Raw genomic sequence first — 15,728 nt, forward strand, 5'->3', positions numbered from 1 at the left:
GCCCACAGCGTGCCGCATCCGCTCAGTCCACCTCGGCCACCGCCTGCGCGAACTGCGCCTTGTACAGCCGTGCGTACGCCCCGTCCGCCGCCAGCAGCTCGGCGTGCGCGCCCTGTTCCACGATCGAGCCGTTCTCCATCACGAGGATGGTGTCCGCGTCCCGGATCGTCGAGAGGCGGTGCGCGATCACGAACGACGTCCGCCCGTCCGCCAGTTTGGCCATCGCCTTCTGGATCAGGACCTCGGTACGGGTGTCGACCGACGACGTCGCCTCGTCGAGGACGAGGATCGTCGGGTCGGACAGGAACGCGCGCGCGATGGTGATGAGCTGCTTCTCACCGGCGCTGACGCCCGTGCCCTCGTCGTCGATGACCGTGTCGTAGCCGTCGGGGAGGGTACGGACGAACCGGTCCGCGTGGGCCGCCCGCGCCGCCTCCTCGATCTCGCCGCGGGTGACCTCGCGCGAGGCGCCGTACGCGATGTTGTCCGCGATGGAGCCGCCGAAGAGCCAGGTGTCCTGGAGCACCATGCCGATCCCGGCGCGGAGTTCGTCCCGGGACATGCGGCTGACGTCGACGCCGTCGAGGGTGATCCGGCCGCCGGAGACGTCGTAGAACCGCATCAGCAGATTGACGAGCGTCGTCTTGCCGGCGCCCGTCGGGCCGACGATCGCGACCGTGTGGCCCGGTTCCACCGTGAGGGAGAGGTCCTCGATGAGCGGCTTCTCCGGGTCGTACCGGAAGGAGACGTGCTCCAGGGCGACCCGGCCGCGCAGTTCGGCGGGGCGCTCGCCGGGGACCGGGTCGGCCTTCTGCTCCTCCGCGTCGAGGAGTTCGAAGATCCGCTCGGCGGAGGCGACACCGGACTGCACCAGGTTGGCCATGGAGGCGACCTGGGTCAGCGGCATCGAGAACTGCCGGGAGTACTGGATGAAGGCCTGCACGTCACCGATGGACAGCGCGCCGGACGCGACCCGCAGACCGCCGACGACCGCCACCAGCACGTAGTTCAGGTTCGACACGAACATCATCAGCGGCTGCATGATCCCGCTGTTGAACTGCGCCTTGAACCCGGCCTCGTACAGCGCCTCGTTCTGCTCGGCGAACTGCTGCGCCGACTCCTCCTGCCGGCCGAACACCTTCACCAGGGTGTGCCCGGTGTACATCTCCTCGACGTGGGCGTTCAGCTTGCCGGTGGAGCGCCACTGCTGCACGAAGTGCGGCTGCGAGCGCTTGCCGATGCGGGTGGCGACCAGGAAGGAGAGCGGCACGGTGACCAGGGCCACCAGCGCCAGGATCCAGGACACCCAGAACATCACCGCGAGCACGCCGATGATGGTGAGCAGCGAGTTGATGAGCTGGCCCATCGACTGCTGGAGGGTCTGGCCGATGTTGTCGATGTCGTTGGTGGCGCGGGAGAGCACCTCGCCGCGCTGCCGCTTGTCGAAGTAGGAGAGCGGCAGCCGGGACAGCTTCGCCTGGACGTCCTCGCGCAGCCGGTACATCGTGCGGTTGACGGACCGGTTGACGAGCCGGGTCGCCACCGCCATCAGCAGGCCGGCGACGACGTACGTGCAGAGCGCGAAGAGCAGGACGTCGCCGACCTGACCGAAGTCGATGCCCTTGCCCGGGGTGAAGTCGGTGCTCTTGAGCATGTCGGCGACCGTGTCCTGGCCGCGCGCGTGCATGCCCGCAAGGACCTGCTCCTTGGTGGTCCCGGCGGGCATCTGCTTGCCGATGACACCGGCGAAGACCAGGTCGGTGGCCCTGCCGAGGATCTTGGGGCCGATCACGTTGAGGGCGACGCTCGCGACCACGCAGAACAGCAGTACGTAGATCGTGAGCCGTTCGGGTTCGAACCGGGCGACGAGCCGTTTGCCCGAGTTCTTGAAGTCCATCGAGCGCTGGTCGGGGCCGCCCCCGGCCATCATGCGTCCCATGGGCCCGGCCATCAGGCAGCCTCCGCTTCCGTGAGCTGGGAGAGCACGATCTCCCGGTAGGTCTCGTTGCCGGCCATGAGTTCGTGGTGGCGGCCGGTGCCGACGACGCGTCCCTCGTCGAGGACGACGATCCGGTCGGCGTCTCTGATGGTCGCCACCCGCTGGGCGACGATGACGACGGTCGCCTCGGCCGTCTCCCGGGCGAGCGCGGCGCGCAGGGCGGCGTCGGTCGCGTAGTCCAGGGCGGAGAAGGAGTCGTCGAAGAGGTAGATCTCCGGGCGCTGCACGAGCGTGCGGGCGATGGCGAGGCGCTGGCGCTGGCCGCCGGAGACGTTGGTGCCGCCCTGGGCGATGGGCGCGTTCAGCCCGCCCTCCAGCCTCTCCACGAAGCCCTTGGCCTGCGCCACCTCCAGCGCGTGCCACAACTCCTCGTCGGTGGCGTCCGGGTTGCCGTAGCGGAGGTTGGTCGCCACGGTGCCGGCGAACAGGTACGGCTTCTGCGGGACCATGCCGACGGTCTGCGCGAGCAGCTTCGGGTCGAGGCCCGAGACGTCCTCGCCGTCCACGAGCACCTGGCCGTCGGTGGCGTCGAAGAGGCGCGCGACCAGCCCGAGCAGGGTGGACTTGCCGCTGCCGGTGGAGCCGATCACGGCGGTCACCTCGCCGGGCCGGGCGACCAGGTCGACGGCCTTGAGCACCGGCTCCTCGGCACCCGGGTAGCGGAACCCGGCGGCCCGGATCTCCAGATGGCCGTGCCGGCGCAGCTCGGTGACCGGCGCGAGCGGCGGGACGACGCTGGACTCGGTGTCCAGGACCTCCTCGATGCGCTCGGCGCAGACCTCCGCGCGCGGCACCATCATGAACATGAAGGTGGCCATCATCACGGACATCACGATCTGCATGAGATAGGCGAGGAACGCCGTCAGGTCACCGATCGCCATGCCGCCGCTGTCGATGCGGTGCGCACCGAACCAGACCACGGCGATCGACGAGACGTTCACCGTCGTCATGACGATCGGGAACATCAGCGCCAGCATGTTGCCGGTGGCCAGCTGCATCTGGGTCAGGTCCTTGTTGGCCTTCCCGAACCGGCCCTGCTCGTACTCGTCGCGGACGAACGCGCGGATCACCCGGTTGCCGGTGATCTGCTCGCGCAGCACCCGGTTCACCGTGTCCAGCCGCACCTGCATGGCCCGGAACAGCGGCCGCAGCCGCCGCACGATCAGCGTCACGCTGATCCCCAGCAGGGGTACGACGGCGACCAGCACCCCGGACAGCGGGACATCCAGGCCGAGGGCGAGCACGATGCCGCCGACACACATGATGGGCGCCGACGCCATCAGGGTGAACGACATCAGGACCAGCATCTGGACCTGCTGTACGTCATTGGTCGTACGGGTGATGAGCGAGGGCGCCCCGAAGTGACCCACCTCACGTGCGGAGAAGGACTGCACCCGGTCGAAGACGGCGGCACGTACGTCCCGGCCGAGCGCGGACGCGGTCCTGGCGCCGTAGTAGACGGCACCGACGTTGCACACCACCTGAGCGAGCGAGATGCCGATCATCAGGGCGCCGAAGGACAGGATGTAATCCGTGTCACCCTTCACGACGCCGTTGTCGATGATGTGGGCGTTGAGCGTGGGCAGGTAGAGAGTGGCGCAGGTCTGCAGGAACTGCAGCAGCACCAGGATGGAGATGGGTTTCCTGTAGGGCCTGAGATAGGTCCGCAGAAGTCGTATGAGCACGCTACGTCTCTCGGAGTCGGCGGTGGGGTGGGCAGGGTCACCTGCCCGGAGGGCGGGGTGTTTGCCCTAGGCCCCTATCGTCCGACACTCCACCCGCGTTACCTCAACCGATTAACCCGACAGCGGACGGACACGGCCGTACGCGGACGCGCGTTTCGCGGGGTTTACGACCGGAACGCCCCCGGATGGGTCTGCTCCCGTACCGAGATGAACTGCTGCCGCACCGCCTGCCCGACGGCCAGTTCGTCCCCGGGTTCCAGGACCTGCGCCGCCGCGCCCTGCCACACCGGCGGTGTGCGCGGGTCCAGCGTCCCCTGCGAGACGCCGAGCGCCCAGGCCGCCTGCCGCGCGGCCCCGATCGCCGCGTAGTCCGCGGGCTGCGGTACGACGACCTGCGCGCCGAACAGCATCGGCGCCGCCGCCTGCACGGCCGGCAGTTCGGCGGCCTGCCCCAGCAGGAAGACCCGCCGCACCTCGGCACCCCGGCCACGGAGCACGTCCAGCGCGTCGGCGAGCCCGCACAGCATGCCCTCGAAGGCGGCCCGCGCGAGGTGCTCCGCCTTCATCGACTCCCGGCGCAGCCCGGCCAGCGTCCCGGCGGTGTGCGGCAGGTTCGGCGTCCGCTCGCCCTCCAGGTACGGCAGCATGACCAGCCCGTGCGAGCCGGGCGTGGACTTCATCGCCAGGTCGGACAGGGCCTCCAGATCGGTCAGCCCGAGCAGTTCGGCGGTGCCGCGCAGGGCCCGTACGGCGTTGAGGGTGGTGACCACCGGCAGGTGCATGCCGGTCGCGTCGGCGAGCGAGGTGATCATCCCGGAGGTGTCGGCGAGCGCCTCGGTGTGCACGGCCATCACGGAACCCGAGGCGCCGAGCGACACCACGGCGTCCCCGAACCCGAGTCCCAGTCCGAAGGCGGCGGCCATGGTCTCGCCGGTCCCCGCGGAGATCAGCAGCCCCTCCGGGGTGGTCCCGGCCGCGTCGGACGGGCCGATCACCTCGGGCAGCATCGCCTGGTGTCCCAGGGCGAGTTCGACGAGGTCGGGCCGGTAGCCGCCGGTGGCCGCCGACCAGTACCCGGTCCCGGAGGCCCCGCCGCGATCGGTGGTCCGCCGGACCGGCCGCCCGAGCAACTGCCACACCAGCCAGTCGTGGGCCTGCAGCAGCACGGCGGTCCGCCGGGCGTTCTCCGGCTCGGTCCTGGCCAGCCAGCGCAGCTTGGTGACGGGCTGCGCGGCCTGCGGCACGCACCCCACCGCCTGCGCCCAGGCCTCCCGGCCGCCCAGCGCGTCGACGAGATCGGCGGCCGCGACCTGGGCGCGCTTGTCGCCGCCGACGATCGCGGGGCGGACGGTGTTGCCCTGGGCGTCCAGCGGGACCAGCGCGTTCTGCTGCGCGGACACGCCGATGGCCTGCACACCCTCCAGGAGCCCGCCGCCGGCGGCCTCGCCGAGGGAGAGCAGCCAGGCCTGCGGGTCCACGTCACTGGGGCGCGCCGCGCCGTCCGGCGTGTCGACCGGGTGCGGTGCGTATCCCTGGCGGAGCACCGCACCCGTGTCCGTGTCGCAGACCACGATGCGAGTGAAATCGGGTGAGCTGTCCAACCCGGCGACTATCCCCATGACCGAAATTCTGCCGCACGCGCCGCTGTGGTTCGGCCGACGGGCGCCGTTCGGGTGGGGGGCGCGTTCCGGGCGCGGGTGCGTCCGGGCTGGTCGCGCGGTTCCCCGCGCCCCTGGGGGGTGCGGCCGGGCGGCTGAAAGTGGAGCTACGTGTTGCTGGTGCCCCAGTCGTCCGCCGCTGCTCCGTTGGTGTTGCGTTCGCGCAGGGAGCGGACGCGGGACGCGACCGAGTCGGGCATGCGGTCGCCGACCTTCTCGCTCACCGAGTGGATGGCCTTGCCGGCGTAGACGCGGCCCTGCTGGGCGGCGGTCTCCGCGGTGTTGCGGACGGCCGGGTTCTGGGCGACCTGGCGGGCGGACTTCTTCAGCTGTTCGTAGCGCTCTCGTCCGGCCCGCGTGCCGAGCACGTAACCGAGAGCGAGCCCGACGGCGAACGTGAGCTTGTAGCGCATGGCGGTGCCACCCTTCCGACGTGGGGGAGTACCGATTGGCGGAGCACCCCCCTGCTTGCGCTAATGTATGTGTCGCAGCGAGCGGGCGCTTCCTGGCGAATACCCAGGCAGGTACGTTCGATGCAACGAGGCATTCCTCCGTAGCTCAATTGGCAGAGCAGCCGGCTGTTAACCGGCAGGTTACTGGTTCGAGTCCAGTCGGGGGAGCTCGGTCCTCCGTAGCTCAATTGGCAGAGCAGCCGGCTGTTAACCGGCAGGTTACTGGTTCGAGTCCAGTCGGGGGAGCATGCTGAACGAGGACCCCTGGTGGGGTCCTTTTTCATGCCCGCGGGAACCGCTGGGCCTGCACCGATGTCCTGAAGGTCGTGACTGTCCGCGGAAGCCGACCAGCCGAAGCAGGAGATCGTATGAGCGGCTATGCTGCGGCAGACGGCGCGCACACTTGTACGCGACACGCCGCTATGGGGCGGTAGCTCAGCCGGTTAGAGCAGCGGACTCATAATCCGTCGGCCGTGGGTTCGAGTCCCACCCGCCCCACCATGCAGGTCTCTGACCTGTGGAAACGTCTTATCTGGCGTGCGGATGCAGGACTTGGGCCGCGGGGCCGAATCCGCTGCTCGTGAGTTCAACTGCGTGGCAGTCGGTGCGCGTTGGGATCGCGCGGTGTCGCCCGGTGACCCCTGGGCGTCGGGAGAGGGCCCAGGCCGCAGCGGACGGACCGCCGGGCGGCCGGGCCGGCCGGAAGCGCGGTGCCCGTCGGCGCCGCGCGAGCTTTACTCCCTGAGGTCGATGGTGCGGACCGGCTGCCCTGTCGTGCGGGCGGTCGATGGTGCGGACCGGCTGCCCTGTCGTGCGGGCGGTCGATGGTGCGGACCGGCTGCCCTGTCGTGCGGGCGATGGCTTCGAGGTCGCGGTCGTCGTGGAGCAGAGTGAGTCCCGCTTCTTCCGCGGCTGCGGCCACTGAACGACCGGAGGCCGACAGCACCCGTCCCCCACTGTCGCCCCGGCTCGACCATCCGAAGCGAAACGGGGGAGGTCAATGCGTGGAATCGCCATCAGAGGGTCAGTACGAACCGCTCGTGCACCTGACCGCCTTCGAGCAGACGGTGCGCCTCGTCGGCGTCTTGCATGCGCATGGTTCTGTACTCCCGCAGCCTGAGCCGCCCCTGCGCCAACATGGCCATGGTGTCCTTCAACGCGTGAGGAGCCCGCTTGGGACTGGGATGTGACAGCGTGACACCGAAGTCCGCCGCAGCGGGATCGGACAAGGTGATCACCCAGTCGGCGGCTCCGGTCAGCGCGATCGCGTCCGCCAGCATTCCCTTGCCAGAGGCGTCGAACGCGAAGCCGACAGCCCCGACACGCCTGACCGCGTCTACCAGCTTCGCGCCGTAGCGTACGGGCGTGGCACCCAGGGACGTGACCAGTGCGTCGTCCCGCTCGCCTACGGCACTCACCACTTTGATGCCCTGAGCGACAGCCAACTGGGTTGCGATCAAGCCGACGGCCCCGCCACCACCGAGCACCAGCAGTGTGTCGCCCGTCTTCACCGCCAGCTGTCGCAGAACCCCCGCTGCCGCCTCCGCCGAGGCGGGCAGAGAGGCTGCGGCCGCCCACGGGACGGAAGGTGGCTTCGCGACCCACATCGAGGCAACCGCGTATTCAGCGTATCCACCAAGGTCGAAAAGCAGTGCCGACACTTCTTCGCCGATCTGCGTTCCGTTCACTCCGGGCCCGACTGCGTCGACAGTGCCGGCTACCTCGAAGCCGAGTACGGCGTTCCGCCGTAGCGAAAAGGCCTTGAGTCGGCCCGACCGCAGGGCGAGGTCGGTCGGGCCGACGCCCGCGGCTTTCACCTTCACCCTGATCTGCCCCTCGCCCGGCTGGGGAAGCGGGACATCAGTCCATAGCAGGACGTCAGGGCCGCCGAAGTCGGTCAGCGTGATCGCTTTTGGCATGTTTCCTCCGTCGGGAAGTCCATGTTTCCGTGTAACGCCGTTGAGAGCTGGTGGGGCGGCATCGGTGTGCACAGGCCTGTGCAAGCCCTCCGTTCACGCTCCGTCCCGAACTCCGCTTGCGAGGGCGGGCCGGCGCCCGGGATCCGCCTTCGGCACGCCGGCTGCCGTGGACTCTGTCGAGTAGGCAGGAGCACAAATGCGCGCTTGCACCTATGCGGGATGCGCGACGGGCAGAAGGCCGAGCTCCAGGAGGCTTTCGGCGGTGGCCACGACGGCTTCGTCGCTGCTGCGGGGGTTCCAGTCGAGGACGGTACGGGCCTTGTCGTTGCTGACGTGGCGGACCCTGCCGAGGTTGGACAGCACACCCTGCAGTGCCGGGTCGGCCTCGGCGGCCTTGCGCACCGTCTCGTCCGGAAGCTCGGTGGTCGGGACGGCACTGGCCGCGTCGCCGAGCCGGTCGCGGATGGCGAGTGCGATCTGGTGCAGGGAGACGGCGTCGCCGGCGGCGGCGATGAAGCGTTCACCGGCTGCCCTGGGGTCGGTCATGGCCTTGAGGTGCAGGTCGGCGGCGTCCCGGACATCGACGACGGCGAAGTACAGGCGGGGTACGCCCGGCATGGCGCCGCTGAACAGGCCGGTGATCATGTCGATCGAGGAGGAGTGGTCGGTGCCGACGACGGGGCCGAAGATGCCGACCGGGGCGACGGTGGCGAGCTGGAGGCCGTTGCCCTCGCGCTCGACGAAGTCCCAGGCGGCCCGTTCGGCCAGCGCCTTGGACCTGATGTAGGCGGGGAGGCCGCTGTCCAGGTCGGTCCAGTCGTTCTCGGTGAAGGGCCGTTCGGTGGCGGCCCTGCCGTAGCCGACGGCGGCGAACGAGGAGGTGGCCACCACGCGTTCGACGCCTGCGTCGCGGGCGGCACGCAGCACGCGCAGCGTGCCTTCTCGGGCCGGGACGATCAGGTCGTCCTCGTGGTCGGGCTCGCCGCCTGGGAAGGGGGAGGCGATGTGCAGGACGTAGCGGCAGTCTGCCACCGCCTCGGCCCACCCTCCATCCGCGGTGAGGTCCGCCTCCACGAAAGTGAGCCGGTCACCCGCGTGCACGCCCATGGACTCCACGTCCCTGCGAACCTGCGCCTCGCGGCTGAGGGTCCGCACCGTGGTGCGGACCTGGTAGCCCTTACCGAGCGCCTGGGCGATGACACGGCCGCCCAGGAATCCGGAGCCTCCAGTGACCAGGACGGTACCGGTCGAAGTGCTGCTCATGGCCAAGTTCCTCTGCCTTCTCGTCCTCGTACTGGCTGGCCGAGGGGATGCCGGCCGGATGAGGAGTGGGTCATCTGCGGCTAGCTGGTCAGCGCCGGCAACAGCAGGGCGTCCATGACCGCGATGAGCTGGTCGGCGTCCGCCTCGGTGCCGGTGAAGAGCTTCTCCACGAAGACGCTGCCCATCAGGAACATCTCGGAGTGCGCCAGAGCCGGATTGTCGGGACGGATCGTTCCGCGCTCGACGTGCCGGGCCAGGATCGTGCGCAGCGCGTCGAGGTAGGGGGCGAACAGGACATCCCTCAGGGCCTGGGCGAGGGCGGGGTCGGACACGACCGCCTGCCAGATTCCCAGCCTCGGGGCGCCCTCCGGGGGTGGCGCCGGCATCATACGGGCCAGCGCCACCAGGTCGTCGCGGAGGCTACCGGCGTCGATGTGCGGCAGGGGCGGATACTTGCGCGCCATCATCGCCGTGATCACGAGCTTGGGCTTGTTCTCCCATTGCCGGTACAGCGTGGCCGTGCTCGCTTTCGTCCGTCTGGCCACCTCGTCCACGGTCGCCTGCTCGTAGCCGACCTCGGCGACCAGGTCGAAGGTGACGTCGAGGATCTCGCGCTCGCGCTCCTCCGTCAGCCGCTTGCGCCGGTTGGATGCCGGTGCCTGCTTGCTCATCAGTGATTCCCGTCGTCCAAGTCGCCGGTCCATGACCGTCCGTCTGGACAGCAGGGACCGAAAACGTGTTTTCGACAATACGTTTTCGATAAGTGGTTATCAAGCCTGCCGCGAAGGGGCGTCGGCACGGCGGTATCGACGCCGCCCGGGAGGGCCGGGTGGCCGGCGGAAGCCTGACCGCGCCGCGTCGTCCGCCGAGGAGCCGGATACGGGGTGCGCACGACCCCGCGAGGTCCCGCCAGGCGAGCTTCGGGTACGAAGAGCGGGGTCAACGACGGCGACTTCGTCTCGGCCGGCGCCGACCAGGACCCGCTCGCGGGCAACCACGTCACCGGCGCCGACTTCAGCTACGCGGCGAAGCCGGCGCGGCGCCGCCTGCGCGGGCTGCCCGCGTTCGTCGTGACCAAGGACGGCGAACACGTCTTCCTGCCCGGCGTCAACGGCCTGCACTACCTGGCCGACGGCCGCCGAGTCACGTCTGGGCGGCCCGGCCGGGCTTCTGCGTGCGGGCCTTCACCGTAGGGGGGGTCGCCGCGGGTGCGCTGTTGCATCGTCGGTGTGCGCTGCGGGCGTTGGCGGGGTCGAGGAGGTCGCCCGCCCTTCGACGGGGGCTGCTCGTGGTCGAGGGTGAGGCGAGGGGGCGGCGGCCGTCGGCGTTGGCGGGGATGTTGTGGCCGCGGATCCAGCATGGGAGGCCGAGGGCTTTCTGCGCGGCGGCCGGGCGGCGGCAGGGGCGCCCGTTGCGGGGGTTGTCGACGGGCGCCACCTCCTTACGGCTGTGCGGTCTCCAGGCCCTTCAGGGTGTTGTCGACCTGCTCGCTGATGACTTCGGTGGCGAGTTTCTGCACGGTCTTGTCGTCGAGGCCGTCGCAGGCGGTGGGTCGGTCGGCGGGTGTGGCCTTGTCGCCTTGGGCGGCCGCCTTCTTGAAGTCCTTGACCATGGCGGCTTTGCAGGCGGCTGGGTCGGCCTCGGCGTCGGTGCCGCTGCTGCAGGCGGTGAGGGCGGCGGTGAGGGCGAGCAGTGCGGCGCAGGCGGCTGTGCGGGTGTTCATGGGTCCCCCTTGAGGGGGCATCATGCGCAGCGCCAGGGTGGCTGTGTGGTCGTTGTGGCGATGCTGTGACGCTGAACGCCGCCCGGCCTCTCCCGCACGGCTCACCGCTGCCCCTTCGCTCCAGGGCGGCGGCCGGCACGACGAAGCCCCGGCCGGGAGGCAAGTTCTACTGATCCCCGCAACACCCTGGAGTTCAGGGAGCTGCGGGGATCGTGGATTTCGAGGTGTTGAAGGCGAGGTTCTTCGAGGCGCTGGACCGGGAGGGCGGCTCGAATGAGAACACGAACGGCCTGCTTCGGCAGTACTTCCCCAAGGGCACCGACCTGTCCGCGCACAGTCCCGCAGACCTTGAACACGTCGCCCAGCAGCTCAACGGTCGGCCACGCAAGACGCTCGGCTGGAGAACCCCAGCCGAGCGTCTGCGTGATCTACTGATGGCCGCATAAGCCATCAGGTGTTGCGGGGATCCCGAGAATCCGCCGGATGGCCGGGGCGCGCGGTGTGCACTGATCAGCTGGGACTCGATAGGTCGAGCCAGATCTTTCGGAGCTTCTTGCCCGACGTCTCTACGTACAACGCGTGCTTCGTGGTTGCGCTGTTCTTGCTGGCGTGTTCGACGAAGGCCCTAAGGTCGTCGATCGTCAGGTCCCTACCGTTGCCGTTGAGGATGTGCTGATGCTCTGGCATGGGCACAGCATGCGGTGATGTTCGGCCCGCTGTCACTAGTGCGTGGAGCGCGGTGAAGCCCCGGCGGTGTGTGATCGGCCGGGGGAGCAGAATGGGTTGGCTCATGGGCGGTCTCGGCGTCGTCGGGGATCTGTACATGATCTGGGATGCGACGCGGTCGTGGCAGTGGGGCTGTGACGGATGGCTTGTCTCCTGTGGCCCGCTGCCGATGGCATGAGTGTGAAGAGGCCGAGGAAAGAGCTATGGCGAAAGAGCGAGTGACGGTGTGCCTCCCCCCGTGCGACCCGGGGGACGTCGGCCGGGCCATCACCGCGGCGATGGCGCCGTTCGACTACAACCGTGATGCCGGAGTCGGTGATCCGGACGTCGAGACCTGGTGGGACTACTGGCAGATCGACGGCGGGGGCATCGAGTTCCTGGTCGTCCCGGGGCACGAGGACGACCCGCGCCTCATCCGGGGGGCCGAAACCCTGTCCGGAGAGCCGCGCAGTGTTCCGCCGGGGCTGTGCGACGGCGGCCCGCGAGCACTGCTGGACCTCGAAACGCCGCGGGCGCGGGCGGCCGCCGAGGCACGCAGGGTCTTCGAGGCGTGGCTGGGCTTTGCCAAGGCCTACCCGCCCGTCCGCTCGGCGGGTGAATTCTGGGCCCGGCACTTTGCCGACCCCGAGAACTACCCGCGCGCCCGGGCACTGGAGGACTTCCGCACGCAGCCGGCCATCGCGGCCCTCTTGGACAACCCGGAACTGGAGGACCTCGTGGGCGACGACCCGGTCGCCAACCTGGGCGACGACCTCGACGCCCTGGTGCGCCACGCCAGGGACGACGCCCTGCCCTCGAACGCCCTGCTGACCCTGGACGGACGCTGGCTGGACGTCGCGAACGCCGAGCGGCGCCGCTACTTCACCGACTACCTCGACGCCCTTCCGGGCGACGCGTACGCCGTGCGCGTGCTGTACCACGGCTGAGGTGTGCGTCCGCGAGTCGGCCAGGTAGGGGGAGTGTCTCTGCACGCTGTCCGGCGGTGCTCCGGACGGTCACCGTGGCTTCGGGGTACAGGAGATGTCAATGCCGAGTATATGTTGCCACTATTTGCCTCTATGTCAGGCCGGTCCTAGCGTGGTGCACACCCGCGCAGCCACTCGTCACGCTGGGCGGACGCCGGCTGGCGCGGGCTCACGGCATTTTGCGGGTGAAGGATTCGAACGGCCGCCTTCTGCGCTCCGTACGTCGCCAGTGGTGGAGTTCATCGGCGCCGACCAGTTCACGAGCTGGGGCGAGGGCAACCCGCTCAAGCGCAACGCCACGCCCGAGGAACTCGCCGAGGTCATCGCGTTCGTGGCCAGCGAGCGCGCGAGCTTCGTCACCGGCCAGGTGCGCCTTCGGCTACTTGCCGTCGCTGCCGACCGGGCAGGGGGGCGAGAGGCGGTTGACCGTCAGCAGCCCGCTTCGTCGTGGGCGCTCGATTCGCGCTGCGCGGTCCGGGCGACGCGTGCGAGCAGGGTGCGTAGCTGTGCGGCGTCGTCGGCGTCGAGATCGGCGAGGAGGCGTCCTTCGGCGGCGGCGAGGCTGTGCCGTACCTGGGCGAGGCGGGCGCGTCCGGTGTCGGTGATGAGGACTTGGCGGGCGCGGCGGTCGCGGGGGTCGGGCCTGCGGGTGACCAGCTCGTGTGCTTCGAGGTCGTCGAGCAGGTAGGTCATCACGGTGCGGTCCAGGCTGACCTTCTTGGCCAGGGAGAGCTGCGAGGGCGGCTCCCCGCCGGCGAGGGCGACCAGGACGAGGTAGGCGCGCGCGCCCCCGGGCAGATCGGCGACGGACTCGGTGGCCACACGGCGAAACGCCGAGGAGACCATGCGGATCGCCCAGCCCAGATCGGTGTCCAGTGCCGGGTCCGCGGGCTCGCCGCTCTGTTTCTCCTTCTCGGACATGGAAGCGCTCACCCGCGCAGTCTACATGATGCGCTCTGCCACAGATGTTCTTGTGAACAGAACATCTGTCACGCATAGTGGTTCCGTTCCCGGTGGCCGGCGTGCGACCCGCGCCGGCCACCACGACCACCAACCACCGCAGGGAAGTTGACGATGAGCACCAGCACCCGCAGCACCGCTTTGCAGGGCCGCACCGCGCTCGTGACGGGAGCGACGTCGGGGATCGGCAAGGCCGTCGCGCAGAGCCTCGCCCGCCAGGGCGCCGAGGTCGTGTTGCACGGCCGGGACCTGGCCCGGGGGGAGGCGCTGGTCAAGGAGATCGAAGCCGAGGGCGGCAGCGCCCGTTTCGTCGCCGCGGACCTCGCCGACGCCGCTGACACGCTGCGCCTGGCGTCCGCGGCGGGAGCGGTGGACATCCTGGTGAGCAACGCGGGTCTGTACGAGTTCGCCCCGACGGCCACGACGGACGCCGCGAGCTTCGACCGGCACATCGCGGTCAACACCCGCGCTCCCTTCCTTCTGGTGGGTGCGCTGGCGCCGGGCATGGCCGAGCGGGGGCACGGCTCCATCGTGATCGTCGGCTCCAGCGCGGCCCGACAGCCCGCTCCGATCGGGGCCGCCTACGGTGCCTCCAAGGCCGCTGCGGAGACCCTGACCCGCTACTGGGCCACCGAGTTCGGTCCGGCCGGGGTGCGGGTCAACGCCGTCTCCCCTGGCCCCGTACACACCGAGGGCACCGAGGCGATGCTCGGGGAGCACGTCGCCGTCCTGGACACCACCAACGCGCGCGGACGTGCGGGTCAGCCCGGCGAGATCGCCGAGATCGTCTCGTTCCTGGCCGGCCCGGCCAGTTCCTACGTCAACGGTGCCGTCCTGTTCGCCGACGGCGGCGAGCGCAGCGCCCTCCCCGCCTGAGGCGGCACACCGTGGACATGTGCGCCATCGGTGCCACCGGGTTCGGCGGCGGCCACCTCGCCCGGCACCTGGCCGCCCCGGGCCACGCTGCAGCCCGGCCGGACAGCCCGTACCGGGTGGGCGCCGCCCGCCGGTTCGCGCCGGACACCGGCGAGCGGTCGCTGGGGTGTTGTGGCGGCCGCCGACACGTGCGCGGCGACGGCCGCCGTCACCCGCCTGACCCGGCTCGGCTCAGGATCGGAGATCCGTCTCGTCGACGTCGAACCTGCGCACCTCATTGCGTATCCGCGGGCCCCATGCGGTGAGGAGCGCCGTGATCTCCGGTGTGGCCACGTGCCGGTCGAGAGCCTCCTGGGACGTCCACTGCTCCAGCACCGTGACGGCTCCGGTCGCCGCGTCCTCCACGCAGAACGACATCAGCACGTTCCCCGGGTTCGCCGCGGCGAGCGGGTACGACGTCGCCCGTGCCTCGGCGACGAACGTCTCGACCTCCTCGACGGGAACGAAGACCCGGCCGGCGATGACGACGGTCGTCCGGAGGTCTTCCTGGGGCTTGTTCAGCGCGTTCATGGTTCTTCCTCGTCCTTCGTGTCCGGTCAGGCGGCGTACTGGTAGGCGGGGTAGGACTGTGAGATCAGGTAGCCGTTCGCCCTGTGCGGGTCGACGCCGTCGGAGCCGGCGTCGACGGCGCGCCGGGCGGCCTCGGCATAGCAGCGGGCCTGTTCGGGCACCTCGCCATCACCACCCGGTTGGGCAGCTCCAGACCGCCCAGGCGGTGGCGGTCGAACAGCGTGGTCCTGCCCGTCATGCCACATCTCCTTCGTACGGGTCGAAGGCCCGGGAACGGCGGGCCCGACGAGTACGCTAGAACCTGACATCGATGTGAGGGGCAAGTCCTGGGGCGGGGGCACCGCCGGGAGGATGAGATGCGGATCGGCGAACTCGCGGCGCGGACCGGGGTGAGTGTCCGTTCGCTGCGCTACTACGAGGAGCAGGGACTGCTCACCAGTACCCGCAGCGCCGGCGGGCAACGGCACTACACGGAAGGCGACATCGAGCGGGTCGTCTTCATTCAGCGGCTGTACGTGGCCGGGCTGTCCAGCCGCACCATCCTGGAACTGATGCCGTGCCGGGACGCGCCCAGCGACGAGAACTCCGACATGGCACTGGAACGTATGGCCAAGGAGCGCGACCGGCTTTCCGCCCACATCGTGGAGCTGCTCGGCACTCGTGACTCCCTCGACGGTCTGATCGCCGCGGCCCAGGCCCATCGCGACACCCGCAGGACCGCGGCATGAGGTCGCCCGCTTCGAGGCCACGGGTCAAGCGTGTGACCAGTGCCGGATCAAGACCGCAGAGGTTCCGGGTCCCGCACGCCACTTCGTGAGTGCGCCGGTCTGTGAGGGGTGGGCTGTCCGGCCGCGCGAGGTGCGCGTGGCGAGTTCGAGCAGGCCGCGGCGGCGCATGACGCCGAGAAGCGGCGGACCGGCGGCCGGGCGGCC

The 15,728-nt window shown here is 70.0% G+C and carries 15 protein-coding genes, 3 tRNA genes and 3 pseudogenes; 9 read left to right on the forward strand and 12 right to left on the reverse strand.

Translation table 11 applies throughout. The annotated features are described in order from the left end of the window. Positions 1–22 precede the first annotated feature (22 nt). The 4 genes from BLW82_RS29330 to BLW82_RS29345 form a co-directional block, all read right to left on the reverse strand. On the reverse strand, positions 23–1,951 hold the full coding sequence (locus BLW82_RS29330) for an ABC transporter ATP-binding protein (protein WP_093503317.1): 1,929 nt from the start codon (positions 1,949–1,951) through the stop codon (positions 23–25). Continuing rightward, positions 1,951–3,684 (reverse strand): ABC transporter ATP-binding protein, encoded by a 1,734-nt coding sequence (locus BLW82_RS29335; protein WP_093503319.1) that lies wholly within the window; start codon positions 3,682–3,684, stop codon positions 1,951–1,953. Before BLW82_RS29335 ends, BLW82_RS29330 begins: the two co-directional genes overlap by 1 nt. Before the next feature lie 164 nt (positions 3,685–3,848). Then, positions 3,849–5,303 carry a xylulokinase gene (locus BLW82_RS29340; RefSeq protein WP_093503321.1) on the reverse strand — a complete coding sequence of 485 codons (1,455 nt, stop codon included), beginning with the start codon at positions 5,301–5,303 and terminating at the stop codon, positions 3,849–3,851. A 146-nt stretch (positions 5,304–5,449) separates the two neighbouring features. Next, on the reverse strand, positions 5,450–5,755 hold the full coding sequence (locus BLW82_RS29345; RefSeq protein ID WP_093503323.1) for a hypothetical protein: 306 nt from the start codon (positions 5,753–5,755) through the stop codon (positions 5,450–5,452). Positions 5,756–5,889: 134 nt separating this feature from the next. Between BLW82_RS29345 and BLW82_RS29350 the strand changes: the two genes are divergently transcribed. The 3 genes from BLW82_RS29350 (at position 5,890) to BLW82_RS29360 (ending at position 6,295) form a co-directional block, all read left to right on the forward strand. After that, a tRNA-Asn gene (locus BLW82_RS29350) sits at positions 5,890–5,962 on the forward strand. Between the two features lie 5 nt (positions 5,963–5,967). Continuing rightward, a tRNA-Asn gene (locus BLW82_RS29355) sits at positions 5,968–6,040 on the forward strand. Positions 6,041–6,218: 178 nt separating this feature from the next. After that, positions 6,219–6,295: transfer RNA gene (locus BLW82_RS29360), tRNA-Ile, on the forward strand. A 515-nt stretch (positions 6,296–6,810) separates the two neighbouring features. On the opposite strand, the gene BLW82_RS29370 is transcribed toward BLW82_RS29360, so the two are convergent. From BLW82_RS29370 to BLW82_RS29380, 3 genes are all read right to left on the reverse strand, one after another. After that, positions 6,811–7,713, reverse strand: a complete 903-nt coding sequence (locus BLW82_RS29370; protein ID WP_093503327.1) for an alcohol dehydrogenase catalytic domain-containing protein — start codon at positions 7,711–7,713, stop codon at positions 6,811–6,813. 210 nt (positions 7,714–7,923) lie between these two features. After that, entirely contained in the window at positions 7,924–8,976 is a 1,053-nt protein-coding gene (locus BLW82_RS29375) for an SDR family oxidoreductase (RefSeq protein ID WP_093503329.1), read from the reverse strand. Between the two features lie 80 nt (positions 8,977–9,056). Then, the gene (locus BLW82_RS29380; RefSeq protein WP_177233106.1) at positions 9,057–9,647 is read right to left on the reverse strand and encodes a TetR/AcrR family transcriptional regulator; all 591 of its coding nucleotides are present in this window, start codon (positions 9,645–9,647) and stop codon (positions 9,057–9,059) included. A gap of 213 nt (positions 9,648–9,860) precedes the next feature. Between BLW82_RS29380 and BLW82_RS29385 the strand changes: the two genes are divergently transcribed. Next, positions 9,861–10,169 carry a hypothetical protein gene (locus BLW82_RS29385; protein ID WP_093503333.1) on the forward strand — a complete coding sequence of 103 codons (309 nt, stop codon included), beginning with the start codon at positions 9,861–9,863 and terminating at the stop codon, positions 10,167–10,169. Between the two features lie 248 nt (positions 10,170–10,417). Here BLW82_RS29385 and BLW82_RS29395 read toward each other — a convergent pair whose 3' ends face one another. Beyond that, complete coding sequence (locus tag BLW82_RS29395) at positions 10,418–10,699, reverse strand: hypothetical protein (RefSeq protein WP_093503335.1); 282 nt, start codon at positions 10,697–10,699, stop codon at positions 10,418–10,420. A gap of 266 nt (positions 10,700–10,965) precedes the next feature. On the opposite strand from BLW82_RS29395, the pseudogene BLW82_RS29400 reads away from it, so the two are divergent. Beyond that, a pseudogene (locus BLW82_RS29400) lies at positions 10,966–11,145 on the forward strand (transposase); the annotation flags it as partial. A gap of 64 nt (positions 11,146–11,209) precedes the next feature. On the opposite strand, the gene BLW82_RS44625 reads toward BLW82_RS29400, so the two are convergent. Further along, a complete protein-coding gene (locus BLW82_RS44625) occupies positions 11,210–11,386 on the reverse strand; it encodes a hypothetical protein (protein ID WP_177233107.1) in 177 nt (58 codons plus the stop codon). 242 nt (positions 11,387–11,628) lie between these two features. Here BLW82_RS44625 and BLW82_RS29405 point away from each other — a divergent pair, with 242 nt between their 5' ends. Then, positions 11,629–12,351 (forward strand): hypothetical protein, encoded by a 723-nt coding sequence (locus tag BLW82_RS29405; protein ID WP_143063723.1) that lies wholly within the window; start codon positions 11,629–11,631, stop codon positions 12,349–12,351. 100 nt (positions 12,352–12,451) lie between these two features. After that, positions 12,452–12,748, forward strand: a pseudogene (locus BLW82_RS46355) (hypothetical protein); the annotation flags it as partial. A gap of 71 nt (positions 12,749–12,819) precedes the next feature. Here BLW82_RS46355 and BLW82_RS29415 read toward each other — a convergent pair. Next, positions 12,820–13,323, reverse strand: a complete 504-nt coding sequence (locus BLW82_RS29415) for a MarR family winged helix-turn-helix transcriptional regulator (RefSeq protein ID WP_256216003.1) — start codon at positions 13,321–13,323, stop codon at positions 12,820–12,822. A gap of 141 nt (positions 13,324–13,464) precedes the next feature. On the opposite strand from BLW82_RS29415, the gene BLW82_RS29420 reads away from it, so the two are divergent. Then, positions 13,465–14,226, forward strand: a complete 762-nt coding sequence (locus tag BLW82_RS29420; RefSeq protein WP_093503341.1) for an SDR family NAD(P)-dependent oxidoreductase — start codon at positions 13,465–13,467, stop codon at positions 14,224–14,226. 231 nt (positions 14,227–14,457) lie between these two features. Here BLW82_RS29420 and BLW82_RS29425 read toward each other — a convergent pair whose 3' ends face one another. Both BLW82_RS29425 and BLW82_RS43520 read right to left on the reverse strand, forming a co-directional pair. Next, entirely contained in the window at positions 14,458–14,796 is a 339-nt protein-coding gene (locus BLW82_RS29425) for a putative quinol monooxygenase (RefSeq protein ID WP_093503343.1), read from the reverse strand. 56 nt (positions 14,797–14,852) lie between these two features. Beyond that, positions 14,853–14,960 (reverse strand): annotated as a pseudogene (locus tag BLW82_RS43520) (alkene reductase); the annotation flags it as partial. Between the two features lie 192 nt (positions 14,961–15,152). Between BLW82_RS43520 and BLW82_RS29435 the strand changes: the two are divergent. Further along, positions 15,153–15,524: a MerR family transcriptional regulator gene (locus tag BLW82_RS29435; RefSeq protein WP_093503347.1), complete on the forward strand. Its 372-nt coding sequence runs from the start codon at positions 15,153–15,155 to the stop codon at positions 15,522–15,524. Positions 15,525–15,728 lie beyond the last annotated feature (204 nt).

This window comes from Streptomyces sp. Ag109_O5-10 (assembly GCF_900105755.1).
Lineage (GTDB): Bacteria > Actinomycetota > Actinomycetes > Streptomycetales > Streptomycetaceae > Streptomyces.

Bases quoted from the DNA above. Each gene is read 5' to 3' on its own strand.
- BLW82_RS29345 (WP_093503323.1), bottom strand. From the start codon at position 5,755: ATGCGCTACAAGCTCACGTTCGCCGTCGGGCTCGCTCTCGGTTACGTG.
- BLW82_RS29420 (WP_093503341.1), top strand. From the start codon at position 13,465: ATGAGCACCAGCACCCGCAGCACCGCTTTGCAGGGCCGCACCGCGCTC.
- BLW82_RS29330 (WP_093503317.1), bottom strand. From the start codon at position 1,951: ATGGCCGGGCCCATGGGACGCATGATGGCCGGGGGCGGCCCCGACCAG.
- BLW82_RS29395 (WP_093503335.1), bottom strand. From the start codon at position 10,699: ATGAACACCCGCACAGCCGCCTGCGCCGCACTGCTCGCCCTCACCGCC.
- BLW82_RS29370 (WP_093503327.1), bottom strand. From the start codon at position 7,713: ATGCCAAAAGCGATCACGCTGACCGACTTCGGCGGCCCTGACGTCCTG.
- BLW82_RS44625 (WP_177233107.1), bottom strand. From the start codon at position 11,386: ATGCCAGAGCATCAGCACATCCTCAACGGCAACGGTAGGGACCTGACG.
- BLW82_RS29380 (WP_177233106.1), bottom strand. From the start codon at position 9,647: ATGAGCAAGCAGGCACCGGCATCCAACCGGCGCAAGCGGCTGACGGAG.
- BLW82_RS29375 (WP_093503329.1), bottom strand. From the start codon at position 8,976: ATGAGCAGCACTTCGACCGGTACCGTCCTGGTCACTGGAGGCTCCGGA.
- BLW82_RS29435 (WP_093503347.1), top strand. From the start codon at position 15,153: ATGCGGATCGGCGAACTCGCGGCGCGGACCGGGGTGAGTGTCCGTTCG.
- BLW82_RS29340 (WP_093503321.1), bottom strand. From the start codon at position 5,303: ATGGGGATAGTCGCCGGGTTGGACAGCTCACCCGATTTCACTCGCATC.
- BLW82_RS29425 (WP_093503343.1), bottom strand. From the start codon at position 14,796: ATGAACGCGCTGAACAAGCCCCAGGAAGACCTCCGGACGACCGTCGTC.
- BLW82_RS29405 (WP_143063723.1), top strand. From the start codon at position 11,629: ATGGCGAAAGAGCGAGTGACGGTGTGCCTCCCCCCGTGCGACCCGGGG.